The 22,711-nt window shown below is 47.1% G+C and carries 16 protein-coding genes and 1 riboswitch; of the genes, 10 read left to right on the top strand and 6 right to left on the bottom strand.

Translation table 11 applies throughout. The annotated features are described in order from the left end of the window. Nucleotides 1–60: 60 nt before the first annotated feature. A riboswitch (cobalamin riboswitch) is annotated at nucleotides 61–261 on the bottom strand. Between the two features lie 307 nt (nucleotides 262–568). From ABZR88_RS05745 to ABZR88_RS05725, 5 genes are all read left to right on the top strand, one after another. Next, a complete protein-coding gene (locus ABZR88_RS05745; RefSeq protein WP_107828370.1) occupies nucleotides 569–1,924 on the top strand; it encodes a Gfo/Idh/MocA family protein in 1,356 nt (451 codons plus the stop codon). Between the two features lie 11 nt (nucleotides 1,925–1,935). Next, nucleotides 1,936–2,976 (top strand): PmoA family protein, encoded by a 1,041-nt coding sequence (locus ABZR88_RS05740; RefSeq protein WP_107828371.1) that lies wholly within the window; start codon nucleotides 1,936–1,938, stop codon nucleotides 2,974–2,976. Nucleotides 2,977–3,138: 162 nt separating this feature from the next. After that, nucleotides 3,139–4,023, top strand: coding sequence for a sugar phosphate isomerase/epimerase (locus ABZR88_RS05735; protein WP_211309791.1), 885 nt, complete (start codon nucleotides 3,139–3,141; stop codon nucleotides 4,021–4,023). Nucleotides 4,024–4,408: 385 nt separating this feature from the next. Further along, nucleotides 4,409–5,476 carry a sensor histidine kinase gene (locus tag ABZR88_RS05730; protein WP_107828372.1) on the top strand — a complete coding sequence of 356 codons (1,068 nt, stop codon included), beginning with the start codon at nucleotides 4,409–4,411 and terminating at the stop codon, nucleotides 5,474–5,476. Then, nucleotides 5,473–6,198, top strand: coding sequence for a LytTR family DNA-binding domain-containing protein (locus tag ABZR88_RS05725; RefSeq protein WP_107828373.1), 726 nt, complete (start codon nucleotides 5,473–5,475; stop codon nucleotides 6,196–6,198). Before ABZR88_RS05730 ends, ABZR88_RS05725 begins: the two co-directional genes overlap by 4 nt. A 126-nt stretch (nucleotides 6,199–6,324) precedes the next feature. Here ABZR88_RS05725 and ABZR88_RS05720 read toward each other — a convergent pair whose 3' ends face one another. Together ABZR88_RS05720 and ABZR88_RS05715 are read right to left on the bottom strand one after the other, a co-directional pair. After that, nucleotides 6,325–6,564 (bottom strand): hypothetical protein, encoded by a 240-nt coding sequence (locus ABZR88_RS05720; protein WP_107828374.1) that lies wholly within the window; start codon nucleotides 6,562–6,564, stop codon nucleotides 6,325–6,327. A 10-nt stretch (nucleotides 6,565–6,574) separates the two neighbouring features. Beyond that, nucleotides 6,575–6,868 carry a DUF3861 domain-containing protein gene (locus tag ABZR88_RS05715; RefSeq protein WP_107828375.1) on the bottom strand — a complete coding sequence of 98 codons (294 nt, stop codon included), beginning with the start codon at nucleotides 6,866–6,868 and terminating at the stop codon, nucleotides 6,575–6,577. A gap of 281 nt (nucleotides 6,869–7,149) precedes the next feature. Here ABZR88_RS05715 and ABZR88_RS05710 point away from each other — a divergent pair, with 281 nt between their 5' ends. Next, on the top strand, nucleotides 7,150–8,037 hold the full coding sequence (locus ABZR88_RS05710; protein ID WP_107828377.1) for a dienelactone hydrolase family protein: 888 nt from the start codon (nucleotides 7,150–7,152) through the stop codon (nucleotides 8,035–8,037). 299 nt (nucleotides 8,038–8,336) lie between these two features. Next, a complete protein-coding gene (locus ABZR88_RS05705; RefSeq protein ID WP_107828481.1) occupies nucleotides 8,337–9,542 on the top strand; it encodes a dipeptidase in 1,206 nt (401 codons plus the stop codon). Between the two features lie 11 nt (nucleotides 9,543–9,553). Here the strand turns inward: ABZR88_RS05705 and ABZR88_RS05700 are convergent, their stop codons facing one another. Further along, on the bottom strand, nucleotides 9,554–11,944 hold the full coding sequence (locus ABZR88_RS05700) for a PAS domain S-box protein (protein ID WP_107828378.1): 2,391 nt from the start codon (nucleotides 11,942–11,944) through the stop codon (nucleotides 9,554–9,556). Nucleotides 11,945–12,108: 164 nt separating this feature from the next. On the opposite strand from ABZR88_RS05700, the gene ABZR88_RS05695 reads away from it, so the two are divergent. Continuing rightward, nucleotides 12,109–13,644, top strand: coding sequence for a lipase maturation factor family protein (locus ABZR88_RS05695; RefSeq protein ID WP_107828379.1), 1,536 nt, complete (start codon nucleotides 12,109–12,111; stop codon nucleotides 13,642–13,644). Between the two features lie 22 nt (nucleotides 13,645–13,666). Here the strand turns inward: ABZR88_RS05695 and ABZR88_RS05690 are convergent, their stop codons facing one another. From ABZR88_RS05690 to ABZR88_RS05680, 3 genes are read right to left on the bottom strand one after another with little or no spacing between them, the layout of a single operon-like run. Then, nucleotides 13,667–14,131 (bottom strand): hypothetical protein, encoded by a 465-nt coding sequence (locus tag ABZR88_RS05690; RefSeq protein WP_107828380.1) that lies wholly within the window; start codon nucleotides 14,129–14,131, stop codon nucleotides 13,667–13,669. Between the two features lie 31 nt (nucleotides 14,132–14,162). Next, on the bottom strand, nucleotides 14,163–15,359 hold the full coding sequence (gene uxuA / locus ABZR88_RS05685; RefSeq protein ID WP_107828381.1) for a mannonate dehydratase: 1,197 nt from the start codon (nucleotides 15,357–15,359) through the stop codon (nucleotides 14,163–14,165). A gap of 4 nt (nucleotides 15,360–15,363) precedes the next feature. Then, complete coding sequence (locus tag ABZR88_RS05680) at nucleotides 15,364–18,246, bottom strand: glycosyl hydrolase 115 family protein (RefSeq protein WP_245917029.1); 2,883 nt, start codon at nucleotides 18,244–18,246, stop codon at nucleotides 15,364–15,366. A 364-nt stretch (nucleotides 18,247–18,610) separates the two neighbouring features. Between ABZR88_RS05680 and ABZR88_RS05675 the strand changes: the two genes are divergently transcribed. Together ABZR88_RS05675 and ppsA are read left to right on the top strand one after the other, a co-directional pair. Beyond that, nucleotides 18,611–19,627, top strand: coding sequence for a LacI family DNA-binding transcriptional regulator (locus tag ABZR88_RS05675; RefSeq protein WP_107828383.1), 1,017 nt, complete (start codon nucleotides 18,611–18,613; stop codon nucleotides 19,625–19,627). Between the two features lie 430 nt (nucleotides 19,628–20,057). Further along, nucleotides 20,058–22,670 (top strand): phosphoenolpyruvate synthase, encoded by a 2,613-nt coding sequence (gene ppsA, locus ABZR88_RS05670; RefSeq protein WP_107828384.1) that lies wholly within the window; start codon nucleotides 20,058–20,060, stop codon nucleotides 22,668–22,670. Nucleotides 22,671–22,711 lie beyond the last annotated feature (41 nt).

Genomic DNA, 22,711 nt, shown 5'->3' with positions numbered 1-22,711 from the left:
CAAAAGAATAAAGAGACACCGAAAAGTATCGCTATTCCAGCTTCAATCCCCGAAAGCTATGAATAATGTTAAAGCTATGGCAGGTCTTCTGACTTTGCTTCCTCCAGGTAGTCCGGTCTTCCCACGCGCCGGCGGCGCACAGTGACCATTAGAATGGACTTGGTTAACAGAAGCTTACAGCTGCGGGACAGTCGCGGATTTACACCGTGTTCCCTTTTAATCCCGGGCGTAAAACCGGGAACCAAAAGCAGGGCGAAGATAGGGTTTTTGTTGATAGAAGGACATCTCAATTTTGTCATTGCGAGGAATAGCGGAGGTCGTGTTATGGGATGACGAAGCAATCTCGTCGCATGATTAAGCGTGAGACGAGATTGCTTCGTCGTTCCTCCTCGCAATGACAATAGTTTAGGCCGCAATCAAGACTTCTGAACTCAACCCCACTTTATATCATCATTGTTACGCTTGTAATTGATTTTCAATTTCTATATTTTCATCAATAATGGCCGGGGTCCTAAAGCCGGTATAAACCAATTTCCTTTATTATCTATTAAAACCTATCAAAAAGAAGATGGAACAATCTCGCCGTACATTTATCAGGCAGGCCGCCTTAGCTGGCGCCGGTATAATGCTGGCCAAAAATGGCTTCAGCGCAAAAAGCTACAAACGCATTATTGGTGCTAATGACCGTGTGCGTGTGGGTGTAGTGGGTTTTTCAGACCGTCACCGCAGCTCGCACATGCCTGCATTTATGAATCACGCCAAAGAACTCAATTTTGAGGTAGTAGGCGTTTCAGACATCTGGAAGCTACGCCGCGAGCAGGGTGCCGCCATGTGGAAGGATAAAATGCAGAACGATGTAAAAGCCTTTCGCAACAATGAAGAAATGTACGACAGTAAAGCGGTTGACGCCGTGTTCATCTCCACCGCCGATTTCCAGCACGCCCGCCATTGCGCCGAAGCCGTAAAAGCCGGCTGCGATGCCTACGTAGAAAAACCGTTTGCCGAAACAATGGAGGATGCCCGCTACGCACTCAAAGCGGTAAAAGAATCGGGTAAGATTGTGCAGATCGGCTCGCAGCGCCGCAGTGGTTCTAACTACCATGCCGCTGCAGATTTTATTAAATCGGGCAAATTTGGCCCTATTACCATGGTAGAGCTGACCTGGAACGTAAATCAACCCGGTCGCTGGCGCCGTCCTGACCTGCTTGATAAATTAAAAGAAGAAGACACCGATTGGAAACGCTGGTTAATGAACCGCCCTTACGAGGCTTTTGACCCACGTAAATACCTGGAGTTCCGTTTGTTCTGGCCGTACTCATCTGGCCTGGCCGGGCAATGGATGAGCCACCAGATTGATACCGTGCATTGGTTTAGCGGTCTGGCACACCCGCGCAGCGTGGTTGCCAATGGCGGCATTTACCAGTGGAAAGATGGCCGACGCAACTGGGATACCATTTTTGCCGCGTTTGATTACGGTCCGCTGGACGATCTATCAAGCGGTTTTCAGGTAACCTTTGGCTCGCGCATGCACAACGGCGACGAGCATCCGGCAGAGATCTACTACTCAAACGGCGGCGAGCTGAATCTCAACACCAATACTGTATCCCCTAAAGGCGGCCTGACCGAAAAGATGGCTGCAGCCATGGGTATGAAAGCCAACCTGCTGCCCGAAGTAAAACTGCCGAATAACGAAGCGGTAGTAGCATCGGCCAATACCGGTGGCGATATTTTAACCTCTAACCACGTGCGCAACTGGATGGAGTGCGTGCGCAGCCGCCAGCAACCTCATGCCCCTGTTGAGGCTGGCTATAGCCACAGCATTGCCACCATTATGACCAACGCCGCCGTGCACACCGGCCAAAAAGCAACCTTTGACGAGAAAACACAGGAAGTAATGGCAGGCGGCAAAGTGTTTAAATATTGATTTTAATAACGATGAACAAATTTAAAATATTAGGCTGCGCGGCTGCCATGGCCGCGCTCAGTACCTCTGTAATGGCGCAACAAACGGTTAACCTGGTAAAATCGGCTAAGGATAAAAAAATTGATGTGATGATTGGCGGCAAGCTGTTCACCACGTTTATGTACCCCGATAGTTTGGAAAAACCGGTGCTCTATCCTATCAGCACCGCTAACGGTACGGTGGTAACTCGTGGTTTTCCGCTGAACCCGAAACCCGGCGACCCCACCGATCACCCACACCACATCGGTTTGTGGTTTAATTTTGAGAACCTGAACGGGCTCGATTTCTGGAACAACTCTTACGCTATCCCGGCGGCTAAGAAAAGTCAATATGGCTGGGTGCGTACCGATAAGATCACCGAAACCCAGAATGGCAAAACCGGCGTATTGGCTTACCACGCCAACTGGACCAACCAGGCTAAAGATGTGATACTGGAAGAAAGCACTCGTTATGAGTTTAGCGGCGATGCCAATCAACGTGTTATTGATCGTATCACTACCCTAAAAGCTGATCAGGATGCCGTGTTTAACGATGCAAAAGATGGCTTGCTGGGCCTGCGCCTGGCGCACGAATTGCAAATCCCTGCGGCTCAGGATCAAAAATTTACAGACGATAAAGGTAATGTTACCATTGTAAAAGGCGGCACCGATAAAGTAGCCAATGGCAATTACCTCACCAGCGAAGGTAAAACCGGCGACGATGCATGGAGCACCCGCGGCACCTGGTGTAAAGTATTTGGTAAAATGGGGGCTGATTCGGTGAGTATTGCCATTATAGATCATCCGCAAAACCCTAACTACCCTACCTTCTGGCACGCTCGTGGTTACGGCCTGTTTGCGGCCAATCCACTAGGCGAAAAGATTTTCACCAACGGAAAATCAGCCAAAAACCTAACATTAAAGAAAGGTGAATCAGTAACATTCAGGTATCGTGTGGTAATTAGCAATGGTGGCAAAACATTGAGTTCTGCACAGTTGAATACCATGGCAGCTAACTTTGGTAAGACTAAGTAGTTGTAATAACTTTGTCATTGCGAGGAATATGAAGGGGAAGTGTAAGGATGACGAAGCAATCTCGTCGCAGGTATAGAGCATGCGACGAGATTGCTTCGCGCTCAAACCATACTCACGGCCCTGCTCGCAATGACAATCTTCTAAATAATTAAGTGATCTGGTATGCAAAAACAAAAAAGTAAAGCATTGCTAATTGCCGGTTTATCATTACTATCAGGTGCCTGGGCCACCCGTGCGCAAGCGCAGCAAAAAGACCAACTGTTCCCTCAGGCGCCGGGCATTGTATCCTACACCTATCGCAATCAGTTTGCCAAGGATGTGCCCGCAACGTTGGACATGATAAAAGGCAATGGCATTACCGATATTGAGTTCTCCAGCCTGTTTAAACAAACGCCGGAACATCTGCGTCAGTTATTGGATGAACGCGGCTTGCATTGCTCATCTTACGGGGTAAGCTATGAAGACCTGACCACTAAAACCGACGAGGTAGCTGCGGCAGCAAAAGCGTTGGGTGCGCAATATGTCCGCGTGGCAGGCATCCCCCACACCAAGGGTAACTTTACGTTAGAGAACGCCAAACAAGCCGTAGCCGACTTTAACAAGGCAGGCAAGATACTGAAAGATAAATACGGCTTGAACTTCATTTATCATAACCATGGTTTTGAGTTTGTGCCTTACCCAGAGCAGGTGGGTACTTATTTTGATTACATCATCAGAAACACCGATTTTAAGTATGTAAACTTTGAGCTGGATATTCTATGGGCCTTCTTCCCGGGGCAAGATCCGGCTAAACTGCTCAACACCTTTGGCGAACGGTTTAAAGCACTACACCTGAAAGATCTGAAGAAAGGCGTAGCAGGCAATAACTCCGGCGGGACAGATCAAAACAATGATGTGGTTTTAGGTACCGGGCAAATCAACATCCCGGCCGTACTAAAAGCTGCGCGCAATGCCGGCGTGGAGCATTATTATATTGAAGATGAAAGCAGTGCATCTGCAGAGCAGGTACCGCAAAGCATCAAATACCTCAACAGTCTTAAAAAGTAAAGCACCTATTAAACTAAATTAAACAGAAACGGCCCCGGTAAAACACCTGGGCCGTTTTCAATTTATTTCCCTTAAAAGTTACGTGCAATAAATGTGTATTAATCTTGTTTTTAAATAATGCATAAGGGCGCCCCGTGCCCTTATGCATACTTCTTATTCAAGGAGCGGCTAACACTTTGGTTATTCGCGGGGTATTGCTCAAAGATGATAAAACAGACCAATGGTAGAAACAGCAATCGACAGAATGGGAAAATCTATAGACCAAATTGATAACCCCTCCTGTTAACCCCACAAAACCATCCACTGCCGGGCATTTTGTCGGCACTTTTAGCGCTAACGACGATTAAACATCCTGCCGCCTTATAATACTTTGTACCTTTAAAAAATGGTTTCCACCGCAAAAGACAGACTGATTACTATTTTCTTGCACCTCATGCTCTGGGGCCTGCTGGTAATGGTGCTGATGATGTTTCCGCCGCTGGCCAGTGCAGGGCACAGCCTGCCGCGCGAGTTCTGGATAAAACAAAGCGTACACATAGCGCTAATGATCGTCGCCTTTTATTTTAATGCCGGGGTATTGGTGCCGCGGCTACTGGTACGCGGCAAAACAGCTTTATTTATTTTAACACTGCTGGTTGTATCATTATTATCAAGTTTTTTGCTGGCACGGATAGATATCTGGTTAAACGTGGGCGAGCACATGGCCACTATCTTCGGTCGCAAGCGATTCGCTAGTCCTTATATGGATCATTTTGGGTTTATTACCATGCTCATGATCCTCGGTATCAGTACCAGTATCACCATGGTGCGGCGGTGGAGCAATGATGCCCAATTACGCAGCGAGTTTGAAAGCCAGCGCACCATTGCCGAACTATCATTCTTAAAGGCACAGATCCATCCGCATTTCTTTTTCAATACACTCAATAGCATTTATGCGCTTACCTATGTTAATGTAGAAACATCGCGCCAGGTGTTGCACAAACTCTCGCGCATGATGCGTTACCTGCTATATGAAACAGAGCAAAACACCACCCTGCTGAGCAAAGAGCTGGCTTTTATTACCGACTATATTGAAATTATGAAGCTGCGGCTTAACAGCCATACCACCGTTAACTTCACCATGCCGATAAAGGTGGAAGAAATGACCATTGCCCCCATGCTGCTGCTGCCGTTTGTAGAGAACGCCTTTAAGCACGGGGTTGACGACATCCATCCCAGCACCATTTCTATTGATATTGAACAGGTAAAGAATGGCGTTGAACTGGAGATCAGAAACACACTGATTAACCACGTGAGCAGCGACAGTACACCGGAACTGGGGGGCAAAGGCATTGGGATGACCAACACCCGCCGCCGGCTTGATCTGCTTTACGCAGGCAGGCATTCGCTCAACATCCAGCGCGATGAAATAAAGAAAGAATATTGTTTACGTTTAAGACTGATGCTTACATGAAGCTGAATTGTATTGCCATAGATGACGAACCACTGGCCCTGGGCCTGATCAGTACCTTTATCAGCCAGACGCCCTTTTTAAACCTGGCAGGCACTTACAGCAGCGCCGTAAAAGCCATGGAGGCACTGGGTAGTCAGGAAATCCAACTGATTTTTCTGGACATACAGATGCCCAACCTGAACGGCATTGAACTGGCGCGACTGCTGCATCAAACCAATCAACCTAAACAGCCGCGTATCATCTTTACCACTGCCTACAACCAGTTTGCGGTAGACAGCTACCGGGTAGATGCGCTGGATTACCTGCTAAAACCTTTTGACTATGAGGATTTTTTGCGCGCGGCAAACAAAGCACTTACCTATTACAGTCAGCGCGGCCAGCAACCTGCCGAACTACCTCAGGCAGATTACATTTTTGTTAGGGTAGAATATCAACTGGTACGAATTGCGCTGGATGATATCCTTTACGTAGAAGGCTTGAAAGATTACCTGAAGATTCATCTGGCCAGTACGGGCAAAGCCATCTTAACGCTAATGACCATGAAATCGCTGGAAGAAAAACTGCCCTCTCAGCGCTTTATGCGGGTGCAACGCTCATTCATTGTAGCGCTTGATAAGATTAGCGCCATCACCAAACACACCATCCGCGTAGGCGAAACCGAGATTACCATTGGCGAGCAGTACAAACCGGCTTTGCAGGAGTTTTTGAGTAAGTGGTTGTAATGGATAAATAAAGACACAAAGACTGTTTAACCATTATGTCATGCTGAGGAACGAAGCATCTCTAAGGACGATTCTCCTGGATTTGCACCAGAGATGCTTCGTTCCTCAGCATGACATGGCATAAAATCAAAGCGGCCTGAAATAGCTAATCCTCGTCTGCTCATCGCGGCTACGCTCGGCAAAGCCATAGTCTGTAAGCAGGGTTAGCGTGTTATGCACCAGGCCCAGGCTTACATCCATGCCATCATTTTTAAGTTGCAGCCAGAAGGCTTCTGCATCAACCGGAGCAGGAAGCATAAAAAACGTTTGGCAAATTTTGCGGCGTTTGCCGGTTTCTGTTTCAGGCTGATTTGCTTTTGTTATCACAACAGGGGTATTATAAACTTTTTAACTTTTTCATAAATGCGGGGAACACTGCGTTGAGTTCCTCAAACAGCGGATGCTGTCGGTTTTTCAATTTCACCTCGCTAAATAGCTTCAGGCCAAGGGCAAACTGAGCAGCCTGTTCTTCGTTGCCAAAGGGATTCTTTTCTTTGATACGTTCAATAATGCCAAAAACCTCATCATGATTATCAAAATCCAGTTCCAGTTGCCTGGCCGGCTCCGTTGAACCATCAGCATAGCTGGTGAGTTGCAACGTGAGGTGGTATTTGTTGGTCTTCTTTTCCATCTTCATCAATACTTTCTGTTACCCTGATGCTAACATTCTATCAGCAATTCGGCAACAATACAAACCATTAGCACTACTAAGGCTAGTAGCGCTTTGAAATACTTTTTCATAGGCGGGGCAATTTGTACAAGCAAAGAAGCGCTTATTATCGCCGGCAAAAAAACGCAATAGACCAAACCCACAAATCCATCGACAGAAACAGCAATCATAGCGCACTATGGTAATAGTTAACCACATCATCTTCAACCCTAATTCATTACATTTGGTAAAAACCATTTACCATGAGCCAAATAAAAAAAGAAGACGTTAGCCAGGAGGTATTTGACCTTTATGATGATTATGCCCACAACCGACTTGACCGCCGGGCGTTTATGCAAAAACTATCGGTATTTGCCATTGGCGGGATGACCGTACCCGCGCTGATGAGCTTTTTGATGCCCGATTATAAAAACAACATTCAGGTGGCGGCGGATGATCCGCGTTTGGAGTCGGGCTATATTACCTATTCATCTCCTAAAGGCGGCGGCTCTATCAAAGGCTTGCTCTCAAAACCCAAAGATGCCAAGGGCAAACTGGGCGGCATTATAGTGGTACATGAAAACCGCGGACTAAACCCTTATATTGAAGATGTGGCCCGCAGGGCAGCCTTAGCCGGTTTTATTACCCTGGCACCCGATGCACTTACACCACTAGGCGGCTACCCGGGTAATGATGATGCGGGCCGGGAGTTACAAGCCAAACGCAACAACGCTGATATGCTGGAAGATTTTATAGCCGCGTTTGACTACCTGAAACATCATAAAGACTGCAACGGAAAAGTAGGTGTGGTTGGTTTCTGTTTTGGCGGCGGCATTGCCAACCAAATGGCTGTTAGATTGCCAGATTTGGCTGCGGCAGTACCTTTCTACGGGGCGCAACCACCTGCGGCTGATGTACCTAAAATTCATGCTCCTCTCCTGCTGCATTATGCATCGCTGGATACGCGCATTACCGGTGGCTGGCCTGCTTATGAGGACGCGTTAAAAGCAAACGGCAAAAAATACCAGGCTTACGTTTACGAAAACGTTAACCATGGTTTCCATAACGATACCACACCACGCTATGACAAAGCAGCGGCTGAGCTGGCATGGAAACGCACTATCGATTTCTTTAACGAGTATTTGAAATAAACCAAAAGCCTGCTTTGGCCATTGCTAAATAACCTTTTTTAAATAAAACATAAGCCCGGTCTGAACAAAGACCGGGCTTTTTGTTTTTATAAGGTCGACGATTTTTGCGGCTTGGTCTACGTCCTTCAGTATTTGGTCTATTCCGTTTTTTATGCTGATAAAATTGTGCGTTAATTATATTTTACAAATACCATCTACCATGAAAAATTACATCAATGCACTATGTGTTTTTGCCTTGATGCTGTTATGTATCATTGCCGAACTATTTTTTGACAGATAAAAATCAGCCGTACGCTTCTATGAAAATATCCGCCACCGCGTGGTCCAGACGTAACTTTATAACCGCCCTTGCCGGCACCAGCGCTGCCATGATGTTAAGCCCCTTAAGTGCCTGGGCCATTGATGATGATATTGACCCAAAGGTAGCCGCCATTGTGGCCTCAACCCTTGGCATAGATACTCATAACCACATTGATGTGCCGCTAACGGCCGATGCCATCCCCGGACCAGATCTTGACCTGGCCGGCGAACTGAAACGCTCGGGCCTCTCTGCCATCTGTATGACCTTTGCGCTTGATTACCAAAAACTGCAAAACCCTGGCGAAGCCTGGGAGCGCTTCCAGAACGGTCTCTCTGCTATGGATCATCAACTGGCCAAAAACAACATGAAACGGGCGCTGAACCTGGCCGATTTAAAATCGGCCCATAAAAAGCATCAACCTACGGTTATTCAATCTGTAGAAGGCGGACATTTTTTGGAAGGGCAGTTGGACCGACTGACGACCGCCTACAATCGCGGCCTGCGGCATTTTACTTTATTGCATGATAGCGATGCCTCTACACCGCTGGGCGATGTTTACACCAATACCCCGCAATACGGTGGCCTCACGGCATTTGGCGCTCAGGTGCTTAAGGAGTGTAACCGGCTGGGCATACTGGTAGATCTTGCCCATGCCAATGGACAAACCATTGATGGTGCGCTTAAAATAGCCCAGCACCCGGTGATGATCTCGCACACCGGTCTGGATACACAGGTGGGCAACAATCCCAACATGGCCCGCATGATGCGGCCACGGCTAATTAGTAAAGAGCAGGCAAAAATTGTAGCTGGTGCCGGCGGCATCATTGGCGTGTGGACGCACCTGGCAGACACGCCGCTGGCTTATGCACAAAACATACGTGCGCTGGTAGATGTGGTTGGAGTTGACCATGTTTGTATTGGTACCGATACCAAACTCACTCCGGCCTATCGTCCCGGCAATAACGCTGACCGTAATGGTAATGGAAATAATAACAATCGTCCCGGCAACGAAGGCGGCAATCGTGATAGTAACGGCAATCGTGGCCGAATGGGCGATCGCACCAACAGTGCATGGCAGGATCAAACCACCGGATTTTATTATGCAGTGGTTGATACGCTGCTGAAAACAGGCTTTAACGCCGATGAAATTGGCAAAATAGGTGGCGGCAATTTTTGCCGGGTGTTTGATGCAGCAACCAAATAAAGACGACCAAATCAGGCTACGGGTAGGGTAAAGTAAAATGTAGATCCCCTACCTTTTTCGCTCTCTACCCAAATACGGCCGCCGTGGCGCTCAACAATCTCAGCACTCAGGTAAAGGCCAATGCCAAAACCTGAAATGTTGCGCGTGTGCTCGCTGCTAACGCGATAATAACGATCAAATAGCCGACTGATATCTTGTGGTTTGATGCCCATGCCTTCATCAGTTACGCTTACCTGGATAACGTCGGCAACCAGGCCGGCTTTAACGGTGATTATTTTACCACGTGGCGAATATTTGACGGCGTTGGATAGCAGGTTAGAGATCACCGAACTTATCTTATCTTTATCGGCATTGACAATCAGCCTGTCTCCTGGTTTAAATACGATGGTATGCGAGGTGATGGTTAAACGGGCTTCGTCAATCATCTCACCTATCAGCGTATTCAGTTCCATCGGATGTTTATCAATCTGTAGTTTTCCCGATTCCAACCTGGAGATATTCAGGAAACCGTTGATCATGCCGGTCATCTTTTTCACCTGGTTCAGCGATTTTTCTAAGGCCGATGGCACAAATGGGTCCTCATTACTGCGCAACTTGAGGTTAAGCACCTGGATCAATGCTGATAAAGATGTTAAAGGCGTTTTCAACTCGTGACTGGCCATCCCAATGAAATCATTCTTGCGCTGCTCATCACGCTTTTGCTCAGAAATATCGCGTGCTATTTTAGATATGCCCGTCACCGTACCGGTGGCATCCCGAATGGGCGACATAGTGAGCGATACGTCAATTTGCCTGCCGTCGCTGGTTTTGCGTTTGGTTTCATAATGTTCTACCTTTTCGCCGCGGCTCAATCGACCCAGAATTACGGGCTCTTCATCCTGTCTGTCTTCAGGTATCAGCTTAAAAATAGACGCTCCTACCATTTCAGCTTCGTCATAGCCAAACATCTGCTCGGCGCCACGGTTCCAGCTGGTAATGGTACCTTCCAACGTTTTACCGATAATGGCATCGTCTGATGATTCAACAATGGCGGCCAGCTTGGCACTACGCTCCTCGGCCTTTTTTAAATCGGTAATGTCCTGGGCCAGCACCATGCCCGCATAAACTTCGTCGTGCTCGGTGTAGAGCGGCACAAAGTCAACCTGGTAATCGGCACCATCAGATCCTTTACGTTCCATCCTGAACTGCTCGCCGGCCAGCATCCGGTCGTAAAACGGTTTGGTGGCAGCATATCTATCACTCGGTGCCACCTCAAAAAGATGCTTGCCCACCAACTGCCGTTCGCGAAAACCCAAACGATCCATCAAATCGCCCTCAGCAGCCAGCAGTTTTTGCGCCTGGTCCATCACTAATATTAACGAGCCCGGTATGTTTCTGGCAATAGTAACAAACAAGCGCTCGCTTTTCTCTGCCTGGTTTTTAGCCGTAGTCAGTTGGGCAACAACCTGTTTAAGTTGATCCTGACTTTCGGCCAGTTCCTCATTTGTTGCCTGCAGCTCTTCATTGGTAGCAGCCAATTCCTCGTTGGTTGAGGTCAGTTCTTCGTTCAAGGTGGCTGTTTCTTCTTCGCTGTCGGCCAGCGCTTTGGTGCGCGTGGCCACTTTCATTTCCAAAGACTCATTGAGGCTTTCCAGCTCTTCCCGTGACTCCTCCAGCTCTTCATTTATGGCCATCAACTCTTCATTAGCAGCGGTAATTTCCTCGTTGGCGGCAGTTAGCTCCTCGTTCAATGCTGCTGTCTCCTGTTCACGCAGTTGCAATTCATCCCGCAGCCTTTCTTTTATACCAATATCACGCATCACTTTGATATAGGACGAAAGTGCGATACCTACCGCCAGCAGAATAGCCACAACAATAACCGGCGGAGTTACCGCAGTGTACTGATTCAATACTTCTGTTCTTTGTTTAAGCAGGCGCTGCTCTTCGGCCTCGGCTTTATCGGTAGCACTGCGTAGCGCATCCATAGCGGCTTTGCCAGCATCAAGATCTGCGGCATTAATAGGCATGCCGCGCTGGCGTTTATCAATCATAGCTTGCAGAATGGTTAGCCGCTGCAGCAAAACACTGCGCATGCCGGCAATATTGGCCTGCTGTTGCGGATTATCGCGCGTAAGTACCGCTGCTTCGTCAATCAGCTTCAAAGCGGCCTTTGGCGCGCCGTTGTAAGGAGTAAGAAAAACGCTTTTGCCGGTGAGCAGGTAACCACGCTGGCCGGTTTCGGCATCCTTCATGAGCGAAATGGCATTTTCCAGCTTCCGGATAATTTTGTTGCTATGACGCACGGCATCATTACTGCGCAGCATGCTAACCACCGTTAGGTAAGATATGCCACCTACCAACAGCAACATAACAATAGAAATTCCGTAGCCCAGCTGCAGATTACGGTTGAACTTTCGGTCCATAGGTTGACGATCAGTTAAAAGAAAACGCTAAAGTTAATAACTTAACTGATATGCATTAATACGCCAAGCCGCGCAATTGTTTTAGATTTTTTGCGCTGCTTAAACATTTTTTAAAACAACTTTTTATCTGTTAGATTGATGTGTTTATAAGAGCCCGTTTAACCATGATAAACAGCGCCGCAACCATATTCAGACAACCTGACGCCAGGCCCAGTTACTGGCTTACGCGCTTTGTTATTTTACGTTTGCTGGGTTTGGTTTATGCCGTAGCTTTTTTGGTAGCTATTAACCAATTAGTGCCGCTGATTGGTGCGCATGGGTTACTACCGCTGGATATTTACCTTAAACAGGTAACCCACTCGCTCGGCTCTGCGGGGATGGGCTTTGTGCGGCTTCCTTCTATCTTTTGGCTATGGCATAGCGATACCGCTTTACTCACTGTGGCCTGGCTGGGGTTCATCCTCTCTTTAGTGGTTTTAGCCGGTTACGCCAACGCTCCGCTGATGGGCGTGCTGTGGTTTCTGTATATGTCAATTGTGCACATGGGGCAAGATTGGTATGGCTACGGCTGGGAGATACAACTGACAGAAACGGGCTTTCTGGCCATTTTTCTTTGTCCGCTATTAGATCTGCGGCCCTTTCCTAAACGGCCGCCGCCGTTGCTCATCATCATTTTATTCAGGTGGCTTATCTTCCGCATCATGTTTGGCGCCGGGATGATTAAATGGCGGGGCGATAGAATTTGGCGCGAGGGCACCGCCCTATACTACTACTTTGAAACACAGCCTATTCCAGGACCACTTACACGCGGATTCCACTTTTTACCGCGCATTTGGTTAAAGCTTGGGGTGTGGTTCAACTGGCTGGCAGAGTTAGTGGCCCCCTGGTTTGCCTTTGTACCTAAACCGGCGCGACATATTGCCGGAGCAATAATGATACTGCTGCAACTCAGCATTATGGTAAGTGGCAACTTATCTTTCCTCAACTGGCTCACCATTATACCTGCGCTGGCTTGTTTTGATGATAGTTTTTGGGCACGATTACTTCCAGCCCGATTGGTACAAAGCGCCGAGCAGGCGCTGGCACAAGCCGAAGAATCCCGGCCAATGATGGTTACTTCCTGGGTGGTAACAGCCGTGGTTGGTTTGCTCAGCATCCAACCCGCACTCAACATGCTTTCGTCTCAACAGATCATGAATACTTCTTTTGATCCGCTGGATTTGGTGAACACCTACGGTGCGTTCGGCAGTGTGGGGCAGGAACGGTACAATGTAATTTTTGAAGGCACATCAGACCCAAATCCTGATAGTACGGCGCATTGGAGCCCATATTTGTACAAAGGCCTGCCAGTATTATTAAACCAACGCCCTCCACAGGTTGCCCCCTATCAGTTACGGCTAGACTGGCAAATGTGGTTTGCCTCTATGTCTACCGCAGACCAGTACCCCTGGACCTACAACCTGGCCTGGAAACTGCTGCATAATGACCGGCAAACATTAGCACTGTTTGCCTGCAACCCCTTCCCTAACGCGCCGCCGCGTTATATCCATGCCGTAATGTATCGATACAAATTTGCGCGCCCCGGCAATCCCCAAGGATTATACTGGACCCGTGAACGGATTGGCGAGTGGATGCCTCCACTATCTGTCAAGAATACCCAGCTAACTGATTTTTTAAAATACAATGGATGGCTGCGATAAGACAAACATTGCCTTTACCCTATCACGCCATCACCAAACGCGCTTTAACCAGCGGGTTTTGGTTCAAAACATCGGGCATATCTGTTAGCAACCGGTCTTGATTATTTTTGATAAAATCATTCATGGCGTTGAACATAGATGACAGTTCATGCAAATCTGGCGGTGAGATAGCGAAGGCAACATCATGTTTAGATAGCACTTTTAACTCACCGCCCAACATGTCCGGCTTTTGTGTTTTTTTCAGCAACGCAAAATCATCAGGGTTTAGGTTAACCAGGTATGCGCTACCCAATCTTGGCTGTATAAATACCGATGAGCGAACGCTGTGATATCCCCAATATTCAATCCCGGTAGATACCGACTGTAATAATTCATAACCTGCCAATTGATATGGCACATTACATAAACGGCCGCCAATAAGTTTCATACTCTCAATCTGCCTGCCGGTGGCGGGCTGCTGTCCTGCAATTCTCCTCTTACTAAACATACCTTTATTTATTTAGCGCGTTAAACCATCATCAATTGTCAGCCGTCATCATTTTAATACCTATTTCCAATCCTTTTAGCTCGGCAAGGCCCTTTAAGCGTCCAATTAATGAGTAGCCGGGATAGGTATTAAAATCATAATCGGTCCAGATTTTATGCCCATGATCCGGGCGCATAGGAATGGCTACATCCGCCCGACCTGATGCTGAGCGTTTTTGCTGTTCGGCAATAATATTTTTCATCACCATAAACATGTTGGTGCTGCCGCCCAGATGGTCTGCCTCAAAAAAGCTACCATCGGCTTCAACCTTTACATTGCGCAGGTGCAGGAAATGAATGTGACTACCCAAGCGCTCTACCATCCCCGGGAGATCATTATCTAACCGGGCGCCTAAAGAACCGGTGCAAAAGGTGATACCATTAGCTGGCGATGGGCACATGTTGATGATATCATTCAAATCAGCTTCTGTACAGGCTATTCTCGGCAGCCCAAGAATAGGAAACGGCGGATCATCCGGGTGAATGCAGAGGTTAATGCCCACCTCTTCTGCCACAGGTACTACCGCCTGCAGAAAGTAAGCCAGGTTTTGCTTCAACTCATCCCGGCCAATGTTTTTATAACGATGCAAATGCTCCCTGAATTCGGCAATGGTAAATACCTCGTCTGTTCCGGGTAAACCGGCCAATATGGTGTTGATGAGTAATTCTTTCTCCTCATCAGTTAAACTATTCAGGTATTGTTTGGCTGCGGCCTGTTCTTTTTCAGAATACTCGGCCAACGCTTCCGGACGCTCCAGAATAAACAAATCAAAAGCAGTCAATGCCGGTTTATGAAATAGCAAAGCAGATACGCCTTTGGGCAGACGATAATCTAAATGCGTGCGGGTCCAATCAAGCACAGGCATAAAATTGTAGCACACGGTTTTAATACCCGCTTCGGCCAGGTTGCGCAAAGTAGTTTGATAATTCTTGATCATCTCCTCCCTTAGCGGACCGGCAATTTTAATAGCCTCATGCACGTTCACGCTTTCAACAACAGCCCACTTAAGCTGATGCGCCTCTATCTCAGCCTTTCGACGCAGAATTTCGGCGATGGGCCATACCTCGCCGGTTGGGATATGGTGCAGCGCAGTAACAATACCGCTTACGCCCGTTTGCCTGATGGCATGCAGCGGCACCGGATCATTAGGACCAAACCAGCGGAACGTTTGTTGCAAATCTTTAATCATCTGTTTATTTAATCATTTTGCTTTCGGGTAACAGTCCGTAGTAAGCATCGGCACCACCCAGGTTAACAACTATTCTATCTAAAATAACTCCGGGATCTATCATAAAGATCTTCAAAGTATGTACGCCGGCGCCCAGCTGTGGCAGCTTAATAGTGCGGGTTATGGAGTTGCTGAGTACAGCCTGTTTCCATTCTTCACTGCGACCGAACGTTTTAAAGTTTAATGTGCTTACCGGGCCACCATCTATGCTAACTCCATACCTTACGCCGTAATTACTGTTTAAGGCAAAGGTTGGCAGCGTGACGATATTGATAGCGGCAGGAGCAGCGCTTCGTGTATAAAAACGATAACTTAATGAAGGATTTTTAATAACGGCAGACCCGTCATCCGTTAAACGGGTTTTTGCATTAAGCGGCAATGCTTCTACCGATTGATCTGTTGCGCCTAAGCCTGCAACTGACGACCAATAATGCAAAGCATCATTGCCCACGTCCTGGAAATGTTTGGCGTTCATAGAAACATAGCCATCCGCAGCCACAAATCCGGTAAAGCCTTTAGGGGCGCCGGCATTATTTGCGCTAACATTTATAGTGTATTTAATGGCGCCAGCTTGCAAAGTTATCACGCCGCTGTTTAAGCCCGGCTGTAGTTTAGCCTGATCAACCGTTATCCAGATGCGCTGCTGACTTTTTAAAGCCGATGGATCTAAATCGCCCGCTGTTACAGATGATTTTATCCAAGGCACCGATGTTTTTAAACTGAAATGCACATTTTCTGCACGGGTTAAAAAAACATCCATAAAGTGCGATTGGCCATCTATGCCATCAAAACCCGGTAACGATAGTGAGTAGTTATGTGCGAGTGAATCAACTGCGCCACCCTCTGTGCTTACGCCGATAACATCAGTCCGTTTGGCTATTGGATGGTTTGCACCCGGAGGAGCATATACCGGCAAACTGCGTGGACCCATAGACATCATGTTGCGCCACTTGCCGTTGCTCATTTGTTTGTTATAAAAATCTGTTTCTGCTGCAATGGTATTGTATGCGCCACGGGCCAGCGTATCATAATAAGCGGCACTTATGCGGCCTTGCTTGCCGTAAAGCAAAGCTTTATCGGTATACAAAAACTTTTTGCTCATCTCCGACGCGCAAACTACCGGGTAATAAACGGTTTGAAAAAAGCAGTCTTTCTTTTGGGTAGGTATGGAAGCCTGCAACGTTTTCACTTCTTTTTCCAGCGCTTCAAAAGCATCCATCCGGCGCTGAGCCTGATCGCCAAAGCTGAAATGATTGTAGGCTGTTGGATGTACCGGAGTGGTTGGCTCGGTCTGGCTCCAACCCATAAACTCGGGGCGACGCTCAAATGCCAACTGGTAATATTTCCACATCACATCGGTAATTTCATCAGCGTGTTCTGCCCCCAGGTTATCTGCAACCCAGGCTTTTAAATGAGGCTTAACAAACTGTGTATTTAAAAACGGCTTAACGTTATAAGCCATATCCAGAAAATACTGAATATCATACTCTGCCGGTTTAATATCGCCCACGTTAACCACCCAAACATTGCGGGCATTCATTTCATAAGCCCTGCTCATTTCTTCGCGGATCAATCCCGGACTAGTTGAAGAAAGCCAGATATAGTCGTGCGGGCGCCCCCAGTAAGAAACGTGATAATATACACCAGAGCCGCCGCTACGCTTATTCTCCTGCTCATTATTGAGGCGTTGTATATAACCGTAATTATCGTCGGGCCAAATCAGCGTAACATCATCAGGCACCTTTAGCCCCGCGTCATAAACATCCAACACCTCTTTATAAGCAGTAAAAGCCTGTGGGACTTTGGTAGCATCGGGGTTAATATATTTTTTAAACAACGCACGCTGATCATCAAAAATGCGTTGCAGCAACGGCACCGCTTCTTTTGGTGTTTTAACACCTTCTATGCCACTGTCATGCACGCCACGCATACCTACGGTGTAAATCGCGTCAACCCCCTTACTTTCCTTTACGCGCGACTCCCAATAGTCATAAACCTTATCCTTATTGGTCAGGTAATTAAACGCTCCCATAGTTTTCTCGTTCCATTCACCTACGTTGTTACGCAACATGGGTTCGGCGTGCGATGAACCTATCACAATCTGGTAATCTTTGGCAACTTTAATATTATCCGGATAATGATAAAACGGCTTAGTGCTGGGGTGCATAGCCGGCCAGATCAGGTTGGCTTTCAAACGCAGCAAAAGCTCAAAAACTTTGGCGTAGGTTTTCGGGCCGATATCCTTGGTTTCGGGCTCAAAAGTTTTGGCTGCCCAGGGCTGCAGGCCCCAGTCTTCATCGTTAATAAAAATGCCTCGAAATTTAATCGATGGCTCGGCAGATACCTCGTTATTGATGTCTACGTAAAGCTCTTTTTTTACCGTGGGGGTAGCATCGGCCCACCAGTACCACGGCGTAACGCCAATACGTGCCGAAATTTCAAAAACGCCGTAGGCCGTACCCCTGTAATCGCTCCCTGCTATCACCAGTGCTTTATTGATATTGGGGGTTGGGTGATTTAACAGCCTGAAGGCATAACTCTCCCATTTACCTTTTAAAGCCGGCACCATGGCGGGCTGTTTAAGAGCTGATACCTGTTTGGAGTTGATGCTACCAATAATGATAGCATCGCCCTTAACGGTCGACAGATCTGGAGACACCACCGGCCGGTAACCGCTAACCCGCTGTATATCATCAGCCAGCAAGTTGGCCGAAATAGAATCAAGCTTACACTCTGCTGCATCATACACAATAGCAATTTTTGATTGCGGCGTTACCAGCGGAAACTGATCTGCAAAAGCAGTGCTTGCGCAAACTAAAACAAAAGCGGATGCAGCTGAAAGCGACACAACGCATCGGTGCAACAGTTTACTTAATCCTGGCCGTTTGGGCCGAAAGGCTAAAAGTGGAGATGCTGGGATCATCAATTAATTCTCTTGGTTTATAATTCGGTTCGTTTCAAAGTTATATTAAAATATCAATCGGTGGATATCCTAACATAACTTTTACAGCAATTAAATAAAAACAAGCAAATACTTCCTATTTTATCAAGCAAAGCACCTTTTTGATAGTATATGAACCCTATCAAACTTAGTTCCCATCAAACAAAACCAGCCAATTATTATCCATATTGTGGATAAAATATCAACCTGTTGATTTTTTATCTAATATTGCATTACCAATTATCAACCCAACTAGAGACGCTGCCAAACAATGGATAAAAAAGAAGTAACTATTTATGATATAGCACGGCAGCTAGGTTTATCGCCTTCAACTATCAGTAAGGGCTTAAAAGGACATCCCACCATCAGCCAGAAAACGCAAAGAAAAATTGCCGCAACTGCCGAAAGCATGGGCTATCGTTTCAACACTTTTGCGGCCAATCTTCGGAAAAACAGAACCAATACTATTGGGCTTATTGTGCCGCGTTTGAATAGCTTATTTGTATCGCAGGTTATTGCCGGTATTGAAAAGGCCACTAATGATGCTGGTTACAACCTCATCATCAGCCAATCGTTAGAGCACATGGAGAAGGAAGTGAGAAATGTAAAAACGATGCTAAGTAACCGTGTTGACGGCTTGCTGGTTTCGCTTGCCGAAGACACTGCCAATTTTGATCACTTTAACATTTTCAAAGAAAAGAGTATCCCGCTGCTGTTTTTTGACCGCGTTCCGTTTGGGCACGATTTTCCGTCGGTATCCATCAACAACGAAGTAGCCGGTTACCAGGTTGCCCGGCATTTGATAGAACAGGGTGCGAAAAAATTGGTACACATTACCGGGAACCAGTTACGAAATGTTTATGCCGACCGTTGCGCGGGCTTTCAAAGAGCGATTGAAGAAGCCGGCTTACCATTTACAGAGGAACAACTGATAATAAGCGAGCTGAGCGAAGCCGCCGGCATTGCAGCAGCAAGTACAATTATTGATTTAAAAGCCGATGGCGTATTTGTATCTAACGATGTGTGTGCCGCCAGCCTGATGAATGAGGTACAGCGGCGCGGCTTTAAAGTACCCGGTGATATTTTGTTTGCGGGCTTCAATAACGATATGATCTCCAGGAATGTATTCCCACCGCTAACTACCGTAGATTACCCGGGCTTTGAAATGGGCGAACTGGCGGCCAAAAGTATGCTGAGCCATTTGAATAATCAAAGCGATATTAACCTGACAGAGAACATCATTATCAAATCATCGTTGGTGGTGAGGCAATCGTCTATGAGAGGGTGATTAAGGAAAGCAGGAGATCCAGTTTGTCATGCTGAGGAACGAAGCATCTCTGAGGACAAGCAAATTGGAGGGTCTCCGAGATGCTTTGTTCTTACCCATGACATGTTAAAAAAGGATGTCATGCTGAGCCCCGTCGAAGCATGGTGGGTGGGCCTCTCCGCTCGAGTATTCGACAAGCTCAGACTGACAGCCCTCTCGTTTGTCATTGCACCTTCATAGTCCCGCCGCCGGGATTCTATTACTCCGCATGACAAACTTCTTAAATAATGACCGCTTCCGGGATGAGAGCAAGCCCTAGTTAGTCACCGCGTATATGTGGTTAACGCAAAAAATACGACTATAGTTCGTCTGAAAAAATATAGTTTAAAACGTACACAAAGGAAACATGGGCTCCTTATTTTCGATGCATCAAACCCATCGAAAAACACGCATGACGAGCAATTACACCATTGATTTTCAGAGTAAAAACCACATTTCTACAGCACAAGTTGGCGGCAAGGGCGCAAACCTTGCCGAACTAACACACATTGACGAAATACAGGTTCCGTCAGGTTTCTGCGTAACTACAGAAGCCTACAAAACGATAACTGAAGATTGTGTTGAACTGAGTAACCTACTCAATGAACTCACTGATCTTAAAGCTGACGACAGAGAAAAGATCAGCGCGATTAGCTTGAATATTCGGAACCTTATTGAAAACCAGCCGATCCCCCAAGCTATCACAGATGAAATTGCAGCCCGTCTCTCTAAGTTTGATGAATACACCGCCTTTGCCGTACGGTCAAGTGCAACGGCAGAGGATTTGCCTTCGGCCTCTTTTGCCGGGCAGCAGGATACTTATCTTAATATTATCGGTACTGCATCCGTACTGAAACACGTTGGCAAATGCTGGGCATCGTTGTTTACAGATCGCGCGGTGACTTACCGCATCCAAAACGGCTTTGATCACCATAAAGTGCGGTTGGCCGTAGTGGTGCAGCGAATGGTATTCTCTCAGGCTTCGGGGATTATGTTTACGGCTGATCCTGTGAGCGGAAACCGAAAAGTGTTATCTATCGATGCGGGCTTTGGCTTAGGCGAAGCGTTGGTATCAGGTTTAGTAAGTGCCGATAACTATAAAGTACGTAACGGCGAGATCATCGGTAAAAAAATATCGGCTAAAAAACTGGCCATCTATGCCCTAGACAACGGTGGTACACAGGAAGAGGAACTAGAGACTGACCAACAAAATACCCAAGCACTTGCTGACCAGCAGATACTACAACTGGCTGACATCGGCAGAAAGATTGAAGCACATTTTGGCTCGCCTCAGGATATAGAATGGTGCCTGGCCGATAATCAGTTTTATATCGTTCAAAGCCGGGCTATCACCACGCTCTACCCTATTCCGCAATTAAATGATCATGAAAACCACGTTTACATATCAGTAGGCTATCAGCAAATGATGACCGACGCGATGAAACCACTGGGCCTCTCCATCTGGCAACTCACAGCGGGCCGACCAATGTATGAGGCCGGGGGGCGGTTATTTGTTGACGTAGCAGCAGACCTTACCCAACCCGCCAAAACAGACATCCTGTTGAATGTGTTAGGCAAATCCGACCCGTTTATTAAAGATGCGTTGTTGGCTATTCTTGAGCGGGATGATATCATTAAACAATCGCCAGATAATCAGACAGACGAAACTGCCAAAGCCCCCACAATGCCCAACTATAAGGCGTTGCTTGATGACGATCCGTCTATTGTTACTGAGCTTATTAGCCAAAAAGAGGCGGCCATCAAAGCACTACGGCATAACATTCAATCCCTGACAGGATTGGAAGTATTTGACCTTATCGAAGCTGATATCCAGGAGCGTAAGCAACTGCTAACTGATCCGCGAAATTTTGCCGCAGTGATGACCGCCATGAATGCAGCAACCTGGATTAACGATAATCTAAAAGAATGGTTGGATGAAACCAATCCGGCTGATGCCCTGGCCCAGTCGGTCGCCAACAATATTACTTCGGAAATGGGGCTGGAATTGCTGAATGTGGCAGACGTTATCCGTCCTTATCCCGAGGTTATGGAATACCTGAAACAAACAAAAGACGCTAATTTTTTGGACCAGCTACCACAACTTAAAGGCGGACAGGAAACCCAAAAAGCCATCCAAAACTATCTGGACAAATACGGCATGCGCTGCGTAGGCGAAATAGACATCACCAGAACCCGGTGGAGCGAAAACCCAGCTATCCTGATCCCCTTGATTCTGAATAACATCAAAAACTTCGAACCCGGTGCTGCCGCACAAAAGTTTGAACAAGGGCGACACGAAGCTTTAAGAAAAGAACAAGAATTACTAGACCGACTAAGGCAATTACCCGACGGCGCGCAAAAAGCCGAGGAGACCCGAAAGATGATCAGCCTGCTCAGAAATTTTGCCGGCTACCGCGAGTATCCTAAATACAATATTGTCAATCGCTATTTTATTTATAAACAGGCGCTGCTTAAAGAGGCTGAGCAATTGGTACAGGCCGGAATTATTGATGAGGTAACTGATATTTACTACCTGCGATTTGAAGAACTGCGCGAGGTGGTGCGCACACAGAAAGTGGACCATGAACTCATCAACAGAAGAAAAGAAGAACACGCGCTCAATGAAAAACTAACGCCGCCCCGCGTTTTTACCGGCGACGGCGAAATCATTACCCGCAAATACAATTGCGAGGATCTTCCTGCCGGAGCGCTGGCAGGTATCGGTGTGTCATCAGGAATTATTGAAGGCCGCGCGCGCGTGATATTAAATATAGAAGAGGCCGACCTGGAAGATGGCGATATTTTAGTCCCTCCATTTACAGACCCCAGCTGGACGCCATTGTTTGTAGCCATAAAAGGCCTGGTTACCGAAGTTGGCGGTTTAATGACCCACGGCGCCGTTATTGCCCGCGAATATGGTCTACCGGCTGTGGTGAGCGTAGAGAACGCTACCAAACTAATTAAAGACGGCCAGCGCATCTGCATAAACGGAACGGATGGATATATAGAAATAGCCGGACAATAAACTAGGAAAATCACTTTTTGTCCTGAAGTCATGCTGAACTT

Origin of the sequence: Mucilaginibacter yixingensis (assembly GCF_041080815.1) — a bacterium.
Lineage (GTDB): Bacteria > Bacteroidota > Bacteroidia > Sphingobacteriales > Sphingobacteriaceae > Mucilaginibacter > Mucilaginibacter yixingensis.
This window is presented reverse-complemented; position numbering and strand designations above follow the sequence as displayed.